The organism is Synechococcus sp. PCC 7335 (assembly GCF_000155595.1).
Lineage (GTDB): Bacteria > Cyanobacteriota > Cyanobacteriia > Phormidesmidales > Phormidesmidaceae > Phormidesmis.
The window spans coordinates 732,239-749,859 of the sequence record NZ_DS989905.1 but is presented as its reverse complement, the minus strand read 5'-3'; the positions used below and the strand labels follow the sequence as shown (position 1 = coordinate 749,859).

General features: G+C 48.6%; 17 protein-coding genes and 1 pseudogene. 6 read left to right on the top strand and 12 right to left on the bottom strand.

The genetic code is table 11. From position 1 onward, the window contains the following. Positions 1-483: 483 nt before the first annotated feature. Positions 484-1,404: a hypothetical protein gene (locus S7335_RS23045; protein ID WP_006457835.1), complete on the top strand. Its 921-nt coding sequence runs from the start codon at positions 484-486 to the stop codon at positions 1,402-1,404. Between the two features lie 318 nt (positions 1,405-1,722). On the opposite strand, the gene S7335_RS29625 is transcribed toward S7335_RS23045, so the two are convergent. Further along, the gene (locus tag S7335_RS29625; protein WP_157620581.1) at positions 1,723-1,929 is read right to left on the bottom strand and encodes a hypothetical protein; all 207 of its coding nucleotides are present in this window, start codon (positions 1,927-1,929) and stop codon (positions 1,723-1,725) included. Between the two features lie 114 nt (positions 1,930-2,043). Between S7335_RS29625 and S7335_RS29620 the strand changes: the two genes are divergently transcribed. Continuing rightward, a complete protein-coding gene (locus tag S7335_RS29620; protein ID WP_157620583.1) occupies positions 2,044-2,136 on the top strand; it encodes a hypothetical protein in 93 nt (30 codons plus the stop codon). 180 nt (positions 2,137-2,316) lie between these two features. Here S7335_RS29620 and S7335_RS23035 read toward each other — a convergent pair whose 3' ends face one another. The 6 genes from S7335_RS23035 to S7335_RS23010 all read right to left on the bottom strand — a co-directional run bounded on the left by S7335_RS23035 (position 2,317) and on the right by S7335_RS23010 (position 11,307). Then, positions 2,317-5,475, bottom strand: coding sequence for an efflux RND transporter permease subunit (locus S7335_RS23035; protein WP_038019559.1), 3,159 nt, complete (start codon positions 5,473-5,475; stop codon positions 2,317-2,319). Between the two features lie 23 nt (positions 5,476-5,498). Then, positions 5,499-6,809 carry an efflux RND transporter periplasmic adaptor subunit gene (locus tag S7335_RS23030; RefSeq protein ID WP_006457922.1) on the bottom strand — a complete coding sequence of 437 codons (1,311 nt, stop codon included), beginning with the start codon at positions 6,807-6,809 and terminating at the stop codon, positions 5,499-5,501. Positions 6,810-6,835: 26 nt separating this feature from the next. Continuing rightward, the gene (locus S7335_RS23025; RefSeq protein WP_006457805.1) at positions 6,836-7,744 is read right to left on the bottom strand and encodes a hypothetical protein; all 909 of its coding nucleotides are present in this window, start codon (positions 7,742-7,744) and stop codon (positions 6,836-6,838) included. A gap of 87 nt (positions 7,745-7,831) precedes the next feature. Then, a complete protein-coding gene (locus S7335_RS23020; RefSeq protein WP_006458245.1) occupies positions 7,832-9,025 on the bottom strand; it encodes an L-dopachrome tautomerase-related protein in 1,194 nt (397 codons plus the stop codon). Between the two features lie 252 nt (positions 9,026-9,277). Then, complete coding sequence (locus S7335_RS23015; protein ID WP_006457836.1) at positions 9,278-10,582, bottom strand: cell wall metabolism sensor histidine kinase WalK; 1,305 nt, start codon at positions 10,580-10,582, stop codon at positions 9,278-9,280. A 41-nt stretch (positions 10,583-10,623) separates the two neighbouring features. Next, positions 10,624-11,307: a response regulator transcription factor gene (locus tag S7335_RS23010; protein ID WP_006458478.1), complete on the bottom strand. Its 684-nt coding sequence runs from the start codon at positions 11,305-11,307 to the stop codon at positions 10,624-10,626. A 125-nt stretch (positions 11,308-11,432) separates the two neighbouring features. Between S7335_RS23010 and S7335_RS23005 the strand changes: the two genes are divergently transcribed. Further along, complete coding sequence (locus S7335_RS23005; RefSeq protein ID WP_006457875.1) at positions 11,433-11,831, top strand: hypothetical protein; 399 nt, start codon at positions 11,433-11,435, stop codon at positions 11,829-11,831. Positions 11,832-11,862: 31 nt separating this feature from the next. On the opposite strand, the gene S7335_RS23000 is transcribed toward S7335_RS23005, so the two are convergent. Together S7335_RS23000 and S7335_RS22995 are read right to left on the bottom strand one after the other, a co-directional pair. Then, positions 11,863-12,339 carry a cupin domain-containing protein gene (locus tag S7335_RS23000; RefSeq protein WP_006458000.1) on the bottom strand — a complete coding sequence of 159 codons (477 nt, stop codon included), beginning with the start codon at positions 12,337-12,339 and terminating at the stop codon, positions 11,863-11,865. 44 nt (positions 12,340-12,383) lie between these two features. Beyond that, on the bottom strand, positions 12,384-12,815 hold the full coding sequence (locus S7335_RS22995) for a hypothetical protein (protein WP_157620585.1): 432 nt from the start codon (positions 12,813-12,815) through the stop codon (positions 12,384-12,386). A 153-nt stretch (positions 12,816-12,968) separates the two neighbouring features. Here S7335_RS22995 and S7335_RS26420 point away from each other — a divergent pair, with 153 nt between their 5' ends. Together S7335_RS26420 and S7335_RS22985 are read left to right on the top strand one after the other, a co-directional pair. Then, a complete protein-coding gene (locus S7335_RS26420; protein ID WP_006458349.1) occupies positions 12,969-13,550 on the top strand; it encodes a TetR/AcrR family transcriptional regulator in 582 nt (193 codons plus the stop codon). A 372-nt stretch (positions 13,551-13,922) separates the two neighbouring features. Then, complete coding sequence (locus S7335_RS22985) at positions 13,923-14,168, top strand: IS1 family transposase (RefSeq protein ID WP_006458098.1); 246 nt, start codon at positions 13,923-13,925, stop codon at positions 14,166-14,168. Positions 14,169-14,202: 34 nt separating this feature from the next. Here S7335_RS22985 and S7335_RS22980 read toward each other — a convergent pair. Further along, a pseudogene (locus S7335_RS22980) lies at positions 14,203-14,670 on the bottom strand (IS6 family transposase); the annotation flags it as partial. 505 nt (positions 14,671-15,175) lie between these two features. Here S7335_RS22980 and S7335_RS22975 point away from each other — a divergent pair. Next, a complete protein-coding gene (locus S7335_RS22975) occupies positions 15,176-16,324 on the top strand; it encodes an aldo/keto reductase (protein ID WP_006457907.1) in 1,149 nt (382 codons plus the stop codon). A gap of 659 nt (positions 16,325-16,983) precedes the next feature. On the opposite strand, the gene S7335_RS22970 is transcribed toward S7335_RS22975, so the two are convergent. Together S7335_RS22970 and S7335_RS22965 are read right to left on the bottom strand one after the other, a co-directional pair. Further along, on the bottom strand, positions 16,984-17,217 hold the full coding sequence (locus tag S7335_RS22970; protein WP_006457916.1) for a hypothetical protein: 234 nt from the start codon (positions 17,215-17,217) through the stop codon (positions 16,984-16,986). After that, complete coding sequence (locus S7335_RS22965) at positions 17,207-17,539, bottom strand: DUF4258 domain-containing protein (protein WP_006457811.1); 333 nt, start codon at positions 17,537-17,539, stop codon at positions 17,207-17,209. The genes S7335_RS22970 and S7335_RS22965 overlap by 11 nt, the downstream gene beginning before the upstream one ends. Positions 17,540-17,621: the final 82 nt, after the last annotated feature.

Below are 17,621 nucleotides of genomic sequence, written 5' to 3'. Positions count from 1 at the left end.
GAACTAGATACATGTCTATGGGCAGGCGAGCACCCTTTCATACCCCTCATCGATGAAGCGGGCTGAGAGCTGATGTCCTTTGACTTTGACCACACCAGCCTTTCAGTACTCACCATAACTGCACCTAGCCTAGATAAAGCCCTCCCACTCCCCAATTGAATTATTCGTGTTACTTTTATAAGGCTTTCCAGGGCACACCGAATCTCCGACTGGACAAAATCGCTTTATAGCAGTGGCTAAAGTGTAAAGTACATAAGCTTTGATAGGTTGACTAGTGAGGCTCACAAATAGCCACCAACAGAATATGCGAAAAAAGGAATGTAATTGCAAGCCATTACAACTACTGTTGTATAGCCACAGTCAGCAAATAAATAGCAATTGCTTCTTTATAAATTCTTCATTGGTATTCGTAGTATCTAAAGGCAGGATGTAGAAGGTAATAAACCGCTTAGCCCTTGATACGCTGTCTCTCCTTACCTGCTGATGCGATTCTACACCTCTGTTCTTAGCGCTTTACTAGCTGCTAGCGGCCTGATATCTAGCCAAAGTCTGGCTACCGCCAGTGGATTAAGGGAAGAATCAGCTGATGCAACAAGCTACACACCACAGCTCATTGCTCAAGTTGAACCAGGTATCGTCGAAGGTAGGCGGGTGTTTGGGTCTGAAGTTATAGACGCAATGCGGGTGTGTGCTCAACTCGTCTCAAACCTGCACTTGATGACCTGTATAGACCAACCGGCTATATGGGATGGTTCCATCGCTTCTTTTAGGATGAGTCTTGCGCCGGGTGATTACTATTTCTTTTCTTATCTAGAAGAAGATGATGGCTACTTCTTCTATTACGCACCATCTATGTTTGGAAGCGCGAATAGTAGACCAATTGTTGTAAAAGTACGAAGTGGTCAGACGACAAGCGGAATTATAGTAAGTAATGGCAGTACTTGCTCCAATTATCCTCAGTTCTGTATTGCTCCTCCTAGCTCCGGCACTCCGGCTACTTCGTCTTCGCAAAGCGGCACTGCGGCTGATTCATCTTCGCAAAGCAATGATGTGCCTCCAGATCTAATCCCTGCTGCTTATTACAGAGGAGCTTACGTCAGCGTGTTTGAGCACAATGGTCAGTTCTGCTACGTCGGGTTTAGTCGTAATGGTCAACTGATAGCTTCTATCTCTGAAGACTCTGAGCAACCTAATATCTACCGTTTTGATGACCCAGATCATAGAGATACACGAATTTTCCAAGTGGATGCCACCACTTTGAGCTATGGAGGTGGTGAGTATGAAAGAGTCAATGATGTTCAGCCTTTCAGCCAAGTAGGCTCTAACATACAAGCCTGTCTGACTTCAGAAGTACCTTACTTTGAAGCTGAGGAGCATACAGGCAGGCAGAGACCTTCGAGGTAGATGGTATATTCTGCTGGTCTGCGTAACCTTTTTTACATAGATAGATTTCCTTTGAACCCGTCTGAATATAAATTAGAGAGTAATCAGAGATTTTCCGGAATTTTCTACGCTTCTTTATCTCCCATAATTCTCTTCAGCTCTCACCAACAGCGCGGCAGCTTTAACAACGATAGAAGATGGCGATCGCTGCTTTAACAATATCCAGAAAACTAGAAAAGCAGCAAAGCAGACGCTAGCGATCGCTCCTCTGCCTTTTCTGCTTCAGTCCTCTGAGCTTCCTTATCAGTCCCATCTCGTCTACCTCATCACTCAAGGCAATTAACTCATAGGATGGGACGCTAGCGAGCGAAGAGAGAGGGCGATCGCTCCCTGTAAAAAAAGACTGGTATCAGTAGCTAACCCTAACAACCGGAAGGGCAATCTCAGCACAGAAACAGAAGCACCATTGGCACCACTGACACCACTGAGACCATTGACATTAATGAAGCAGTTAGACGGTGGGGTTGCTTCATCTACGTTTCTCACAGCGTTCGCTGGTAGGGAAGGTTTTGCTTTGAACCGGGGCGATCGCTTCTTTAAGAAGAACCAAATCTGGGGGAGTGCGCTCGTCTGCTCACCAATTGCATCGTCTACTACAACATGGTGATCCTCTCTAAGCTCTTTACTCACAGTGAGCGTCAGCAGGATGGTGACGGGATGGAACTGCTCAAGCTGGTTTCGCCCATCGCTTGACAGCACCTTATCTTTCATGGCCGCTATGAGTTCTACAAAGCACCTGAATTCATTGATATGGAGGCGATTCTACAGCAGCTGATGCACAGGCCGATTCAGTAAGTCTCACTCGTCTCGATCTGTATTGCGACGTTTCAGGGGGGTATGCAAAGAGCCCCAATATACGTGTCTGAACGGAGGTTATATGGAGTCAGAGCTGTGATCCCGGAGCGTATCAAAATCACGGAGTAATCGCATCACTGCCGGAACGATCGTCGGAGTCAGTAGCGTTGAGAACGCTAACCCCCCTACCAAGACGATGCCTAACCCCTGGTAAAGTTCCGCGCCCTTGCCAGGAAAGGTCGCTAGCGGCAACATGCCTAATATACTGGTTCCGGCTGACATAAAAATAGGTCGCAGGCGATCACGCACAGCCTCATAAAGCGACCTATCTAAATCTTGCCCTTGCTGCTGAAGCTGAAGTGTTCGATCCACTAGCAAAATTGCGTTGTTCACCACAATTCCTGTCAAGATGACAAAGCCCAAGCCAGCAATCATATCCAATGGCACAACGACACCCGGAATGAGATTTGCGATCGCCAAACTCAGCAGCGCACCCGTTAGGCCAATGGGAACCGTCACCATAATCACCAGCGGGTATATCAAGGAGCGATAGAGCGCGACTAATAGTAAATAAGTGATCAGCAGTGACAGTAGAAAAGTAGCACCCAGTTGGCGCAGCGTTTCTGACAACACATTGGCAGAGCCAGCCAGTTCAGCACGGTATCCTGATGGCAAAGTTGCTCGCAAGGGCTGTAAAATCGTTTCTTCAGTCTGCTCTAGCAACCCGCCCAAAGGCGCTTCTTGAGAAAGCGATACGGTCAGTGTGATGGCCCTTTCTGTATCTACATGGCCGATTGAATTTGGCCCGGTCGTTTCAACCATGTCGGCAACATCTAATAGCTGAACTTGTTGGCTACTGCCACCACCCCCTACATAAAGCGGCATTTGTCGAAGCTGAGCAGGCGTTTCAGCCGTAGCATCTTGCAGTTTCACGGTTACGTCAAGGTCTCGCCTGCCATCAAAAAAATCAGAGGCACGTACGCCCCCCAGCGCTGTTTCAACAGCAGTCCCCAAGTCTAGCGCTGAGAGGCTAACCTCAGCGAGCCGTTCTCGATCGGGAACAATCTGTAGTTCGGGCGCACCTGTTAGAAAGTCGGGACGAACATTCTGTACACCGTCCAGCACTTCCAAAGATTCAGCAACCTGACCTTGAATTTGATTGAGGTAGTCTAAGTCTGGGCCAATGAGCTTAACCTCAAACTCTTTACCAGGATTACTGAAGATAGAGGCTCGCCTGAGACCAACAAATCGGTAACCTGGAAACTCGCCGCTTGCCGCCCGCATCCGCTCTTCCAGGTTACTTAAGGTTCGAGCGTTAGTCTCTTCTAGCTTGAGAAAAACACCGATGATGCTACCAGCAGGCCGATGAACCAGAATATCTCCTAACACTTCTGGCTGCGCTTGAGCGAACGCATGAGGTTTTTCGTATAGCTCTATCGCTTCAGGAATACTGGTTCCTGGAAATGGCTGGGTGATCCATATAATTAGATTGCGATTACCTTCTGGCAGATAGTCCATAGCAGGTAGTAGCTGATAGCCGACAAAGAGTAGCGCTATTGGAACGCTCAACACTGCAAACCTGCGACTACGATGTCCTTTTCCTAAGGACCATTTTACGGTTGCTAGCAAGCTTTGTTCTAAGCGACTCTGCACTTGCGTAAAATATCTAGAAACTTGAACGATAGCCTGTTCAATTGAGTTGCCTTTGATGTGAGTCTTTCCTTCCAGCATTTGCTGGGCATCGGCTTGAGTCAAAAACAGCCCTGAGAGCATGGGCACCAGCGTCAGTGCGGCGAAAAGAGAAAAGAGAACGGAGGCAGAAAGGGCGATGCCTAAATCGAAAAAGAGCTGTCCGGCTTCTCCCTCTACAAGTACAATCGGCATAAATACGGCTACATTTGTCAGCGTAGATGCCAGCATAGCTCCGCTAACTTCCTGGGTAGCGTCAACAGCCGCTTGAACCGTCGTCTTCCCCTTTTGAATATGAGTAAATATATTCTCTAATACAACAATGGCATTATCTACAATCATGCCAGAGGCGAAGGCGAGTCCCGCCAGGCTAATAACGTTAAGCGATCGCCCCAACAGCGCAAAGACAATGAATACCGAAATGAGCGTCGTCGGAATAGTAATCGCAATGACAGCAACGGTTCTCAGCGAACCTAGAAAAAGAATCAGTACAAAAGCGGCTAAAACAGCACCAATAATCAAACTACTCTGGACGAAAGAGATCGATTGACTGATGTAGTCATTTTCGTCGTATGGGATGATAAAGCGAACGTTTTCTCCCTGTTGTATAAATCTCTCTTCGATTTCTGCGAGCGCCGCTCGGATACTTTTAGAAATCTCAGGAACATTTCCTCCAATCTGTCGAACCGCGCCGATGGTAATGGCGGGTTCACCATCGCGTAAGAAAGCCATCTCAGGGGTCGCTCGCCCAATTTTAGCCTCGGCGACATCTCCTAAGTAAACCGTGCCTGACGTATCTCGACGGAGTATCAGCCCTTCTAGCTGTTTGACGTCGTTTGCACGACTGACTGTTCGTACTCTGTATTCACGCCGACCGACGACCATGGGTCCGCCTCGAATGTCGCGATTGCTGCTGCGCAGTGTATTGATCACATCATCAATAGCCAGATTTCGATCGGCTAGCGCCCTTGGATCGACAATCACTTCAACTTCTCGTGCTTGCCCGCCTTCTATAGAGAGATCGCCAATCCCTTCAATGTGACGCAGACGCGGCCCAATCACATCGTCTGCCAAATCGCGGTAGTGGTTCAGATCAGCGGTAGCTCCCTCAGCAGGCACTAGGTGAATTCGCAGCATAGGACTATCGGTGTCACCGCTGACAATTTGCACTTCTGATTCACTTGCTTCAGCGGGCAAGTCATCAGCCTGTTGCAACTTACTGAGCACATCTACAAATGCCTGATTGATATCTACATCCCAAGCAAATTCTAGGCTGATGCTGCTTTGCCCATTACCGCTGGAACTTGTCATCTCTTGGACACCCTGAACCCCTTCAAGGACTTCTTCAATTGGGCGCGTGATCAAATCTTCGACTTCTGCTGGGCTTGCCCCTGGATAGTTTGTTTGGATAGTTACCTCCGGGCGATCGCCCCCAGGCCGCAGCTCCGAGGGCAGGCTGAACAATGCCAATATGCCAAAGAGCGCAATCAAACAAAACAGAACAATCGTGCCATGCCGCCAGCGAACAGCCATTCTAATCAAATTCATGATAATGCCAGTGCTTAGTGAACCTATTGATCTATTACCTGAACTGCTGCGCCCGCTCGTAGTGCCGACGCACCTCGCACCACCACAGATTGTCCGGAGCGTAATTGCTCTGAAGCGATCGCCACCGCTTCGCCCGTATCTGCAACCAGTTCCACGGCTATCTCATTCGCTTGTCCATCAGCAACCGTAAACACAATCCACTCGCCCTCCTGCTGCACCAGAGCATCACGAGAAATAACAAAGCTGGGCGTATCGCTTGCTCTCTCTAAAGTGCCTTGAACAGACATACCCGGCAATAGACCTGCCGGAGTATTTTCTATTTGAAGGCGTACTCGCTGGCGACGAGAGGTTTCGTTCGCAGTTGGAATTACCCCATCAATTGTCGCTTGCCCTTGCCAGCCAGGCAGCGCTCGCGCTGTCAGCATAACGGTTAATCCAGGTGCTATCTGACCGCTAAGTTCTTCAGGAATCTCTAAAAACACATCAAGATCTTCACGATCAACTAACGACAACACAGGCTCACCTGCTTCCATATAATCTCCGACGTTAGCGACTCTCTCTTCTACAACGCCGCTGATTGTTGTCTGAAGGCGAGTACGACTCAAGCTCAGCTCAGCTTGCTCGACAGCGGCCCGCCTCGCCGTCACAATCGCTCGCTGAGCGGCGAGTTCTTCAGCGGTGGGGCCTGCGGTTGCTTCGGCGAGGGTTGCCGACGATTCTAGTTTTGCTGAAAGAGCAGCATCTACTGCTGTTCTAGCTTCAATCAGCGATCGCTCAGAGAGTGCTCCTTGTGCCACTAATGCTTGAGTGCGCTGAAGATTATCCCGTGCTTCTTGCTCTCTGGCCTCAGCAGATTGTAAAACTGCTGTTCTCTGCTCAATAATCTCTGGCCGAGTTCCCGTCTCTAGCTCTGCTAAATTACTCTGCTCAGAAGCAAGATTGGCGATCGCCTGTGAGAGAAGTAGCTGCTGGTCGGCATCATCTAAAACAGCAACCGTCGTACCAACATCAACTCTATCGCCTGATTGAACCAGGATTTTCTGAACAACTCCCGATGTTTGCGATCGCAGTGTTGTGTTTGTTCTGGCTTCGGCTTGACCAATCAGTTCAACAGAGCTAACGCCCTCGCCGACAGCGAGTCTGGCAACTTCGACAGGGCGAGGCGGTGGCGCTTGAGAAAGCGCCTGTGAGTCAGAATTTCTACGATTGAGAACGACCCAATAGCCAAAGCTACCGCTCAGTAAGACGCTTGCTAGCAATATCCCTATCAGTCGGCGATGACTCTGCGCATTTTGTTCTTTCTCTTTATTTACTGAGCCTTCAGAACTATCCATAATCTTGTGAATAAAATGACCTCAACTCACTGCTCGGATATACCAAAGACAAAAGCTGGATCGCCTGTGAAACACTGAACAGACTCTCCATCAACAGTAACCTCAACTGGACTGGCTTCTACCACAATCTGACTAATACTTTCTCCTTCAGGCACACCCAAAGCGCTCAGATCGACAGTAGCGGTGTGAAGATGCAAATGATTGAGTACGTTTCGTTCTGATGCCGGGTAGTTTTCAAGGTCAGCAACTGAGGTAATCAGCGTTCCTTCTCTGAGCTCTTCTTTTCCGTAATAACGCATGACCCCGAGCGGCATCTGTTGTGTGTAGTCGCCAGATTCAACTGTCGTGGAAGTCCCGTCATCTAGTCGTACCCTAAGATTATCGCCACCCGGTGAAGGGGTATCAGGACAGCCTGAACGAGTACTGCCCCTGGTAGCACTCATTTCACCAATTAGTAAATCAACGCCGGGAGCATTGACTAAAGGAGGACTAAAACGCATCGCAAGTCCATTTCCCTCACTGCCAATATCAAAGAACACCGAGTTAATGGCGCTATCTGTCAGGTAATTCTTCGCTGCCAGACGAACATCCTCACTTACAGGACTACCGGTGTCGTCATTTATTTCAACGATCTCAGTTCCAGGCGTTACTGGATGCGCATAAAGAGCCGGTGATGAGCCAGAATTTTGATACCCTATCAGCTCAGGTTTTTGTAAGTCTTGATAGGTAAGTTGTCGAACCACAGTGCCTTCATAGATGACGACTTCATCTAGAATGATTGTGCCTGATTCGGCCTCTAGCGTTGTGTTGAGCAGCACCTCTGCAGGTATTCTAGATTCTGTAGGATTCGTCTGAGCTTGTGCAAAGATCTCAGCACCTTTCAATAAAGGCATCATGACAATCAAAGATAAAACAGTTCTGTTTAAGTGGGGCATGTTTCTCCTGAACAGGTTTATTGACTAACGACTTTCTAACTCGAACAATCTTGTGGAGTAGCAGACTGCTTTGCTATCGGGCAAAGCCTACCTTCCAACCTGGCCTTCTGTTCCTGTCCAAATTCGAGCAATTAGAAAGGGAAGCTCTACCTGACTTTCTCCATTGTTGAAGTTAGGTGCGCGGTGAAGCTGATTGACAGAAGCGTATAGCCAGGAATCTGGGCCGAATCGAACGCTGTCTAACCAAAGAAATCTAGGATCTTGGGCTAAGCGTACAGTCCGTCCATCCGGGGAGAGCATATCAACCGCATTAGCTGCGACGTTTGTAAAAAAGTGATTGCCCTCAGCATCAGTGCTGACGCCATCCGTGACGGGCTTTGAACCGGCGACTTCAATCGCTTCTCCAATCTCTTGGTCCGATGCGCCGTTGCGAAGAAGCTGGGTAGGCAGGCTGTACCAAGTTAAACCTCTGACTGCGCCAAAGAACAACGTCTCGCCGTCTGCTGAGAGCGTAATGGGGTTCATCGGTGAGCCTGCTGGAAAGCTCCTGCCATCTGGCGTAGTGACCGTCCAAACCTCTCCTTCTACCATCACGACGACACGATCTTCATTCAGAAATGAAGGATGATTTTCAAATCGTCTTACGGTGTTTTGGTTAATATCTACTGCTACGATGGCAGGCCGCTGTGCAGAACTATCTGCAATATAAACAAAGCCGCGCTCTGCGTCCACAGCCAAATCTTGCATGAACTGCCCTTGCGGGAACTGTCCAGGCGCTTCTGTTTCGTCGAAGTCATAGCGATAGAGCAATTCGCGAGTATTGATATCGAAAGATAGCAGTTTTGGACGTTGCGCTTCGGGGAGCCAGTTGCCATGGTCAATGACCCAAAGGCGATCGCGCGAATCAATCACGACTCCATGAGGCGTGTGCAGCACATCAGACCCGCTACCTGGTGGCGCATTCCAGGCCTCGTTCGGAAATGCTTCCCAGGTCGTTCGTCCCGTAACTTCGATCAGCTGCGCATCTCCACGCCCTCTGCCATGTACCGTTGCAAAAATTCGTCCGTCTTGAGAAACGGTGACATTTCCGGGCATAATGTCAAGCTCTGCAACAATCTCTACCTGCCCTACTTGAGTATCAACAGACTCGTCGTCCGCTGCTTGCGCAGCTAATGGGTTAGCCGGAATCTCTAAAACAGCATCTTGAGGAGTCTGCGAGTAGCTAGAACTAGCAAATCCAAAAACGAAGAGTAGTGTAAAAAGTAATGCTTGATTTCTCATCGGTGTTATAAAAGTCTTTTGTTCTCAAATATTCAAAAATTTGGTTGCCCTTTTCGTTTCTGTTCAAGTTTGTGTCGCTGAATAATCTTGTTCTCCATTGCTTGTTGCTTCAACTGTTGAATACTTCAGTAGTATTGCAAAGGAATATCACAGAAATATGATATGACGTATCAGTGTCCAACAAGAAACCCGTTATACTGGTCAAACACGTTGCTTTAGAAGGCTAGAGTATCCTTGCGGGGGTCGTTCTGGCTAGCTTATAGGCAATCGAACCTGAAAAGTGCTGCCTTTGCCGACAGTACTCACGACGGTGATTTCTCCACTGTGGGCATGGATGATTTGTTGAGTGATGGATAGACCGAGACCAAATCCGCCTGTGTGACGAGATCGCGCTGCATCAATTCGGTAAAAGCGCTCAAAAATTTTAGGCAGGTCTACCTCTGGGATGCCTGTCCCATCGTCTTTAACCTGAATAAGAACACTGTGAGATTGAACCTGCAAGCAAAGTTCAACGATGCCATGCTTTTTTGTGTATTTGAAAGCATTGTCTAAGAGATTTGTAAAGGCGCGGCGCAGAAGCTGCGAATCGGCTTTAACGACTGTTTTGACCGATGGAATGTCATAAATAAATTGACGTTTTTTTTGAAATGATTGGGCTTTGCCGTATTCACAGAGCGATATCAGTAATTCTTGAATGCTCATACGTTGGCTGAGCGCAGCACCCTCAATTGGCCCCTCATGGCGAGCTAAAAACAAAAGATTGTCAATCAGCTCGCTCATCGCCTTCGCAGCCGTTTCAATTTCTCTAACGCAGTTTGCTCGCGAGCTAGCCTGAACATTAGGAATCAGAGCAACCTGAGCATTGCTAAGAACCGCCGCTAAAGGATTGCGTAATTCATGAGAAGCATCGGCAGTAAAACGCTGTAGACGATCATAAGACTGACGGATTGGCTGCATGGCAATGCCGCTTAAGACCCACCCCGTTAGGCCAATAATGCCGAGTGTAATCGGCACGCCAAGTGTCAAAACAACAAGCGCCTGATTAAGATCGGCTCGTAGCGGAGCCAACGGAGTAGCAGCTTGGATATAGCCAACAGTAATATTGTTGTACTTAATTGGAGCTGTTAGTTGACGCAGCGTCTGGTGTGTCAAGTCACGCTCTGAAGGCTCCTCGCCTGTGACATTATCGACACGAATAGTCTGAAAGTAGGGTGTCGTACCTGTTAACTGTGGTTGGTTGGGCGAGCGGCCCGCAAACTGGATTAATTGCCTATCTATGTTGTACCAGCGGATGTAAACCAATTTATTCTGTGGGGGAGAAGCATTCTCACCAATGAGTGTGGTTCCGGGCTCGATAGAGAGAAGCCAATCGCCCTGTTCCGGACGGTAGTAGGCTCTATCTTCCGCTTGTTTCACAGCTGTATGCAGACTTTCATCAAAGGCTCGCAGCCGATCCTCAGCTTCGAGGTAGTAGACTGCGCCTGTGAACGCGATCAAGATACTCCCCATAGAGAGGGCAAACCAGTAAGCAAGATTAAGGCGGCTACGAGTGAACATTGCAAAAATGAAAGCCAAACAATGGGCACAGCGATATCTTGTCAGGGGACTTCTTCTGGATGCTGGAGACGATAGCCTGTACCATAAACGGTTTTCAACCAGCTTTTGGCACCCAGCTCATTCAGCCTCTGCCGCAGTCGCCAAATAAGGGCTGTTACTGCGTTGCTTTCTGGCTCGGTTCCCCAGATCCACAAGGTTTGTTCAATGTTATCGCGGGTGATGACCTGGCCCGATCTTCGCATCAGGTACTCCATCAAATGGAATTCGCGACTGGAAAGACGAATACATGATTTTTGACGCTCTAAAGTGAGGGTTGAAGTATTCAGATAGAGGTCACCAAGGCTGAGGCGATCGCCATGCCACTGGGGAGATCGCCGACCCAGTGCCCTTACCCGAGCCAGCAACTCAGGAATGTCCACGGGCTTTACTAGATAATCATCCGCTCCGGCATCTAGGCCCACAACCTTGTCGGCGGTAGTATCTTTTGCCGTTAGCATCATCACAGGCGCTATTTTGCCAAGCGTTCTGTAGTGTTGACACAAAGACACGCCGCTGAGTACAGGTAGCATCCAGTCCAAAATCAGCAAATCGTAATCCTTATGGCTAACCAGCCATTGAGCCTCTTGAGCATTCTCGACCCCATCGACCAAGTGTCCCGACTCGGAAAGGGCAATGCATAGTGGCCGTAGCTGAGCCGGATCATCTTCAACAATCAGGATAATCATTGGTGATATTCAAATGCGGGTCAGTAGAAGTCACCACCCTTTATTTTGGGCAATAAATATAACAGAAAGGTGATAGTGCTAATTGTCGGCTACCCTAAATGCATTGAGCGTTAGACAGTATCCACTTGCAAAGATTGCGTCGTCTTTGGCTATCGAATTTTAGAAAGCTGCGGCCCTGGCTATCTCTGTTGGTGCTAGGGTTTGCCTTTTGGGCTTTTGGTCAGCTGATAATACTGCGGATACTAGAGCGCACCTATCAAACGCCTCGATATTTCATCACAGATACTGAACCCAAAGGCGGCTTTCAACAGGCAGTTGCAGTCATTCAGGTAAACATTAGCAACGAATCTAATACCTCAAAAGCCGAAGTTGTTTTTAATGATCCAGGGGTAGAATCTCGTCGGTTTCAGTTTGCGCTTACTAGACCCGAGGAGCTTGAACAGGCAATCGCGCAAGAACTCGGCATGTCATTGTCAGAAGTTCGCAGTCTGGTTCAATACAAAGTCCAAAACCAGAAGCTATAGCCTTCGTCGGAGATTTTTACATTAAAAGGTCCTAATTTTCATTTTCACTAGCGTCGATAAAGTCGATACCCGTCGGTCCAAACCCCGTTTCTTGAGCGACAAGCTCTCCTTCTTTGGCCCACATGTAATGAAGCGTCCCAGCTGGTGTATACACAACTGAGCCAGCAGGATAAGCAACTGCTGCCTCTAGGTTCATCTGCTCGCTGGTATCCTCTTCCGCGACGCCGTAGTACATAATGCCCGAAATCACAGTGGTGATTCTGTCGTCAGGATGGTGATGCAGCGGAAAAACAGTGCCCTCATCCATTTTGCCGAGCAGGGCATAGAGTTCCGCCGTAGATGGGTCACCGACGGCCACAGCACTCTTGACACCCGCAATTTCTGAATTTTCGCGCCACTGAACAGCGGCTGGCCCCATCAGCCGATCAGCCGGCTCTGACGCAAACGCCTGTACACAAAACATCATCGATAGCAAAAAAGCGACAACAAGCGAGATTATTTTAAACATCTCAAACTCTCCTTCAATAATTTCCTTCGGCACCCCAACAGAACCTATGGCGTCTGGGAATTCCTGAGCAGCCCAAGCGTCGTAAACACAACTGCAACGACCCACAGCGCAGGGCCAACCCATCCAGTCGGCAGCCAGGGAAAAGTACCCGGCAAGATGAATAACAAGAACAGACCAATCTCTGTCCAGGTAATCGCAAAGAGATTTATCCAGTAACCGATGCGACTGTTCCGCCAATTCAAGAAACCAACCGCGATCGCACAAACCGCAAAAAAGAGAATATGAAACGCACCTTGCTGAAGGCGAACGCCCACCCCAGCCGGTTCAGCTAGTGTTGCGCCAAACTGCCACAGACAAGCAACCACCCGTAAGTGCCACAGCCCCCAAAGAATATACGTGATCGCCCCCACCTTATACCAGGCAAATCGACCTACCCACCCCTGCTTCCGAACAGTCTGCTCATGAGAAGACATCATCTTCAACTACCTTTTTTCTTGATTTCCTAGTTTCACTTTACGGATTTTATACTTGCGAGTATAGAAAAGCTTTTAGAAAAGCGCAAGTTTTTCTACTCGCCGGTATAATACTGTTGATAATAGATATGATGGAGGCCAGCGATAGACAGAGACATGGGACGACCAAGAAAATTTGATTCTGAAGCAGTACTGAACGTTGCTCTTCGGCACTTTTGGTCGAGTGGCTACACGGCTGCCAAACTAGACGACATTTGCCAGGAAGCTGGCATCACTAAGCCCAGTCTTTACAATGCCTTTGGCGACAAAAGCAACCTCTACACAGCAGCGCTAGGTTATTACGAGAAGGCATTCCAGGCCCGAGTGATGCAGGCGTTAAACGCTGCAGGGACCGCTGAAGAAGCTCTGGAACAATACTTTGATCAAACTGCTTCGATCCTGGCTGATCCCGCGTTTCCTAATGGATGCTTGAGGGTAAAAACGCTCTCTGAATGTGCAACCTCGCATCCCGAACTCATTAAAGTTGCCTGTACTCAGCGCGATGCCAGTATCAATGCGCTAGTAGCAGTGCTTGGTCAATACGGCTACTCTGGTGATCGCGCCAGAGAGATAGCCGATTTTGCTGTTATCCTTAGCGATGGATTAGCCGCTAGCGCACTAGTCGTCTCGTCTAAGCGGCTAAAAAAGAATGCCTGTCTGGCGGCAAAGACCACGCAGACATTACTAGCTCCCGACTGAAACATACACGTTTTAGTATCTAATTTACTATTCCTTTATCCTGCGCAAAAAAATTATCAGGTCGCCCTGGTTTGAGAAATCTAGTAGAGCTTCGCCGGGATGAGCATAGTCGGTAGAAAGGTATCAGCTTTATCTAGCTTTACTAGCTAATTTTAGAAGCCTAGTTTGAGACATCTTCTCTGACTGCGTCAAATGTTTGTTGGTAGTCGATAATCTAATCGGAGTCGCATTACCTTATCCACTTTTAACGATGTAAGATCTGGCTGTATACTAAATCTGGCAAGCATTTAAGAATAGATGAACAATAACAAAGAGAAGTTAGTCCTCAAGCAGTAAGGATAGAATTGAACGTGGTGCTATCGACTCTGATTCATGTTAGACCATCAGCCGACCCGTCCTGCTTGTCACTCAAAGCAGGTCGTCAAGAACGGTAAAATTCATAATGGGAAACAGAATCATCGATGTAAAAACTGTGGTCGCCAATTTGTTAAAGACCCTCAGCAAAAGCGCATTAGCGATGCCACTAAAGCCCTGATTGATGACCTCTTGCTAGAGCGACTGTCGATGAACAATCCATCAAAGGGCATTGTCAAGTTGATCTCGATGAGCCAATTTTAGGACAGTTTTATTCGGCAAGTGTCATCTAATCGACCTATGCGATCACATAGGTCCCTGTCAGAGATCGCCAACTTTCCATCCGCTGGCGCATCGTTTCTCGATAGTCTGAAGCGGTTTGTTTGTGTTGATGGGGATGAAAATGACCGCGTATCGGTTCAAAGGCTGACAGAAAACGCTGTGCGTGACTCGCCGATTTGAATCGACCCATCCGCCGCTCTCTGATGCGAGTTGGTCTGTGTGAGTTCTCTGCTCGATTGTTCAAGCCCTTATGCTGCCTATGCTCTACACCCTTCAAGATGTCCTTCTTCGCAGCGCCACAGCTTTTGAGCTTATCGGTGATGATGACTCTGGGGGCAAAGCCGGTTGATTTGAGTAGCTTGCGGAAGAATCTGTAAGCAGCCGCTGTGTTGCGTCGGCGCTGCATCAGAATGTCGAGCACCATACCATGCTGATCAACGGCTCCCCACAAGTAGAACTGCTCGCCTTTAATCTTAATGACGAGATTCTTATTCGAGAATATCCGAACCATCACTGCTTGAACCATCACGCTGACCGGACTCGCTTCTACAAACTGCTCAAAGATAGCGTCAATCATTTTCCTGCCCCCTTCAGCTCATGCCAAGCAGTCGGGCTATAACCTTTGCAGATACTTGGCTGTACTCCCTTTCAGTGTATCGATCGCTAGTACAATTGGTCACCTTAACAGGGGTAGTTATAAAAGTTATGCAAGATCGCGCAATATCGTCCTAGACTCGCCTAATTGAGCTTTCCTAGCATTGTGAAGTATCAACGACCGGTGCGATGTAGCAAGCTGAGAATGAAAGGAGGAATCAACTTCTATTCAATGAGTAGAGAATAGTCTCTCAACAATCTCTGCCCTTCTGTTCCCACCGAAGAGAGTTTATGACTCCGGTCATGCTGGCAGTAAGTGATGACCTTAGTGGAATGCAGACCACGGAAGAATCCTAACCTGATAGTCTAAATTTAGAAGATGTGTGAAGCCATAAATGTTTAAAAATAGGAAGAAGTTCGATCCCGTTCGCCGTGGCCTTTTGACTGGAAGCGCCGCCGCAGCGACCGCCATGGCTCTTGGAGCTCGCCGCACTGCTGCGCAATCCGGCACGGCGTCCGTCACGTCCGCGCCCGCACCTGGCCGCCGAATGCTTGGCAGTCTGGAAGTCTCCGAAATTGGCCTTGGTGTGCAGAATATGCACCGCACCTTCCACACCATCGTCCCCAATCGCGGCGATATGATCCAACTGATCCGCACTGCTTTTGATGAGGGAGTCACCTTTTTCGATTGTGCTGAGGTGTATGGCCCGCACAAATGCGAGCGTATCCTGGGGGAGGCCATGGCACCGTTCCGGGATCAGGCGCAAATCACGACGAAGTTTGGTTTCGATGTTGACCTTGAAACGGGCGAATTTCGCGGCGGGGTGATCAGCGATCCGGCGCGCATCCGGCAAGCTGTTGAAGGGTCGCTGCGCCGCCTGCGCACCGATCGGATAGACCTGCTCTATCAGCATCGCGTCGATCCCAATGTGCCTATCGAAGAAGTCGCAGGAACGGTTTCTGATTTGATGAAGGAGGGTAAAGTCCTAAACTGGGGGCTGTCGGAGATGGGGCCTAATACACTGCGCCGAGCCCACGCTGCCTTGCCTGTCACTGCCGTACAGAATGAATATTCAATACTCTACAGAGGCATGGAAGACGACATTCTCCCAATCTGCCAGGAATTAGGTATTGGCGTCGTTCCGTTTGCGCCGCTCGGCTATGGCTTCCTTACGGGAGCGGTCGATATGGAGACAATGTTCGCGCCCAGTGATTTTCGTGCGCTTACATCCCGAATGGATCCCGAAAATCGCGAGGTAAACATGGCACTCGTAGAGCTTGCAAGCAACTGGGCTAATCGTAAGGGTGTCAATCCGGGGCAGATCGCACTGGCTTGGCTCATGGCACAAGGCCCGTCGATTGTGCCTATACCCGGCACAACGCAAATGCCGCATCTGCGCGACAATATCGCTGCGGCGAACGTGACATTCGACGCAGCAGAGTTATCCGAATTTACAACTGCGCTTGATGCAATTGAGGTGCAGGGCGAGCGCGCCCCCGCAATTGTCATGGAATGGAACGGGGCAGAGGCTCGCGAGATTTAAGACATCGTCGACTTAACTATCGATCTCAATAGCTAGACACTACTGGTAGCTAGATACTACTGGGGGTACTGAAAGCGGTGCGATGTAGATAAGTCGAATGTGACAAAGAGGCAACCGCCAAGTACAAGAGTGGAATTAACAAATACTGTTTACCAGAGGTTGTTCTTTCTTGTTCTTCTTTCAAAGCAACAGATTTCTGTTCTCACTTGATGCAAGTATGCGAGTGCCTAGTTGGAAGGAAGCGTAGAGCTGTCTAATCGAACCAGAGTCTAGCGAGCGAATGAGACGCATGAGACAGGCTGAATCGGTTGGCTAACTAGCAGCATGAAACAGCTAGAGCCTTTGTAAGACACAGAGAACGCGCTGCGTACATAATTCGACTAGTTGCCTATCGATGCAACTAACCGTCCAGTCGCAGCAAGGACTTTAGCCGTGTCTTAACCTGAGACTCTGGACTAGATGGACTGAAGAGGGCTGCTCAGTCTCATCTCATTGCGAGCTTGTAAATCTTAAAGCAAGACTGAGTGGGGCTTAAATCTATCTCACCGTGAGCATTGTGTGATTAGCTCTGACACTACAAGTTGTCGTAAGAACAACAGCTTGTAGTGTCTATGTCACTTTAGAGAAGAGAGAAGTTCGGACGTACCAATGCTCGAACTTCACGCTGCACTATTGACATAGTTATAGACAGGAACCTGGACGAAGTGGTCTGGCTCCTGTCCATCTAAGACTGTTTGCTGTAACCGTTCTACAGTTGATGGTGAGAAGAACTGCTCGCCTGTCTCTTCGTTGACGCGGGCTGGTACGTTGTCGATTAGAAAGACCTTCCCATTCAAGTTCAAGGTATACGTCACCTGCTTCTCAACCAATGCTTCTGACCAGTTATTTGTCATCGTCTTTGCGTCTCCTTTGAGTAAAGTTGTGATTCCACCGCTGAGGGTCAGGTTCGTATACTGTGATGACTTTGACGAGTAAACGAGTGGGATAACTGCATTGGATATGGATAGGACGTTGTGCCTGCGTCGAACCTGAGATTAAGCAACTCGGGCCGTACTTATCTTCTGGGTAGTCCTCTATAACTTGGCCGTTTGCAATGACCTCTCTAATCTCTTGAACACGAATCTGACGCAGGATAGATTGATCGACAGCGTGTTTAGAAAACTCGAACTGCTCCTCAGCAAACTTACGACGTATCTCTACCATCAGCATAGTCATTCATTTAGTCTATCGCCTTTCCTAACTAACTCGATAGGCGTGACGATAGTGTCATTAGACTTATGAACTCTGTACGTAGCAT

Coding starts and splice junctions, on each gene's coding strand:
- S7335_RS23035 (WP_038019559.1), bottom strand. CDS start 5,475: ATGAATTTGATTAGAATGGCTGTTCGCTGGCGGCATGGCACGATTGTT.
- S7335_RS23000 (WP_006458000.1), bottom strand. CDS start 12,339: ATGTTTAAAATAATCTCGCTTGTTGTCGCTTTTTTGCTATCGATGATG.
- S7335_RS23010 (WP_006458478.1), bottom strand. CDS start 11,307: ATGATTATCCTGATTGTTGAAGATGATCCGGCTCAGCTACGGCCACTA.
- S7335_RS22965 (WP_006457811.1), bottom strand. CDS start 17,539: ATGACTATGCTGATGGTAGAGATACGTCGTAAGTTTGCTGAGGAGCAG.
- S7335_RS23030 (WP_006457922.1), bottom strand. CDS start 6,809: ATGGATAGTTCTGAAGGCTCAGTAAATAAAGAGAAAGAACAAAATGCG.
- S7335_RS22995 (WP_157620585.1), bottom strand. CDS start 12,815: ATGATGTCTTCTCATGAGCAGACTGTTCGGAAGCAGGGGTGGGTAGGT.
- S7335_RS23025 (WP_006457805.1), bottom strand. CDS start 7,744: ATGCCCCACTTAAACAGAACTGTTTTATCTTTGATTGTCATGATGCCT.
- S7335_RS23020 (WP_006458245.1), bottom strand. CDS start 9,025: ATGAGAAATCAAGCATTACTTTTTACACTACTCTTCGTTTTTGGATTT.
- S7335_RS29620 (WP_157620583.1), top strand. CDS start 2,044: ATGGTGATCCTCTCTAAGCTCTTTACTCACAGTGAGCGTCAGCAGGAT.
- S7335_RS22985 (WP_006458098.1), top strand. CDS start 13,923: ATGTTAGACCATCAGCCGACCCGTCCTGCTTGTCACTCAAAGCAGGTC.
- S7335_RS23015 (WP_006457836.1), bottom strand. CDS start 10,582: ATGTTCACTCGTAGCCGCCTTAATCTTGCTTACTGGTTTGCCCTCTCT.
- S7335_RS26420 (WP_006458349.1), top strand. CDS start 12,969: ATGGGACGACCAAGAAAATTTGATTCTGAAGCAGTACTGAACGTTGCT.
- S7335_RS23045 (WP_006457835.1), top strand. CDS start 484: ATGCGATTCTACACCTCTGTTCTTAGCGCTTTACTAGCTGCTAGCGGC.
- S7335_RS22970 (WP_006457916.1), bottom strand. CDS start 17,217: ATGACAAATAACTGGTCAGAAGCATTGGTTGAGAAGCAGGTGACGTAT.
- S7335_RS22975 (WP_006457907.1), top strand. CDS start 15,176: ATGTTTAAAAATAGGAAGAAGTTCGATCCCGTTCGCCGTGGCCTTTTG.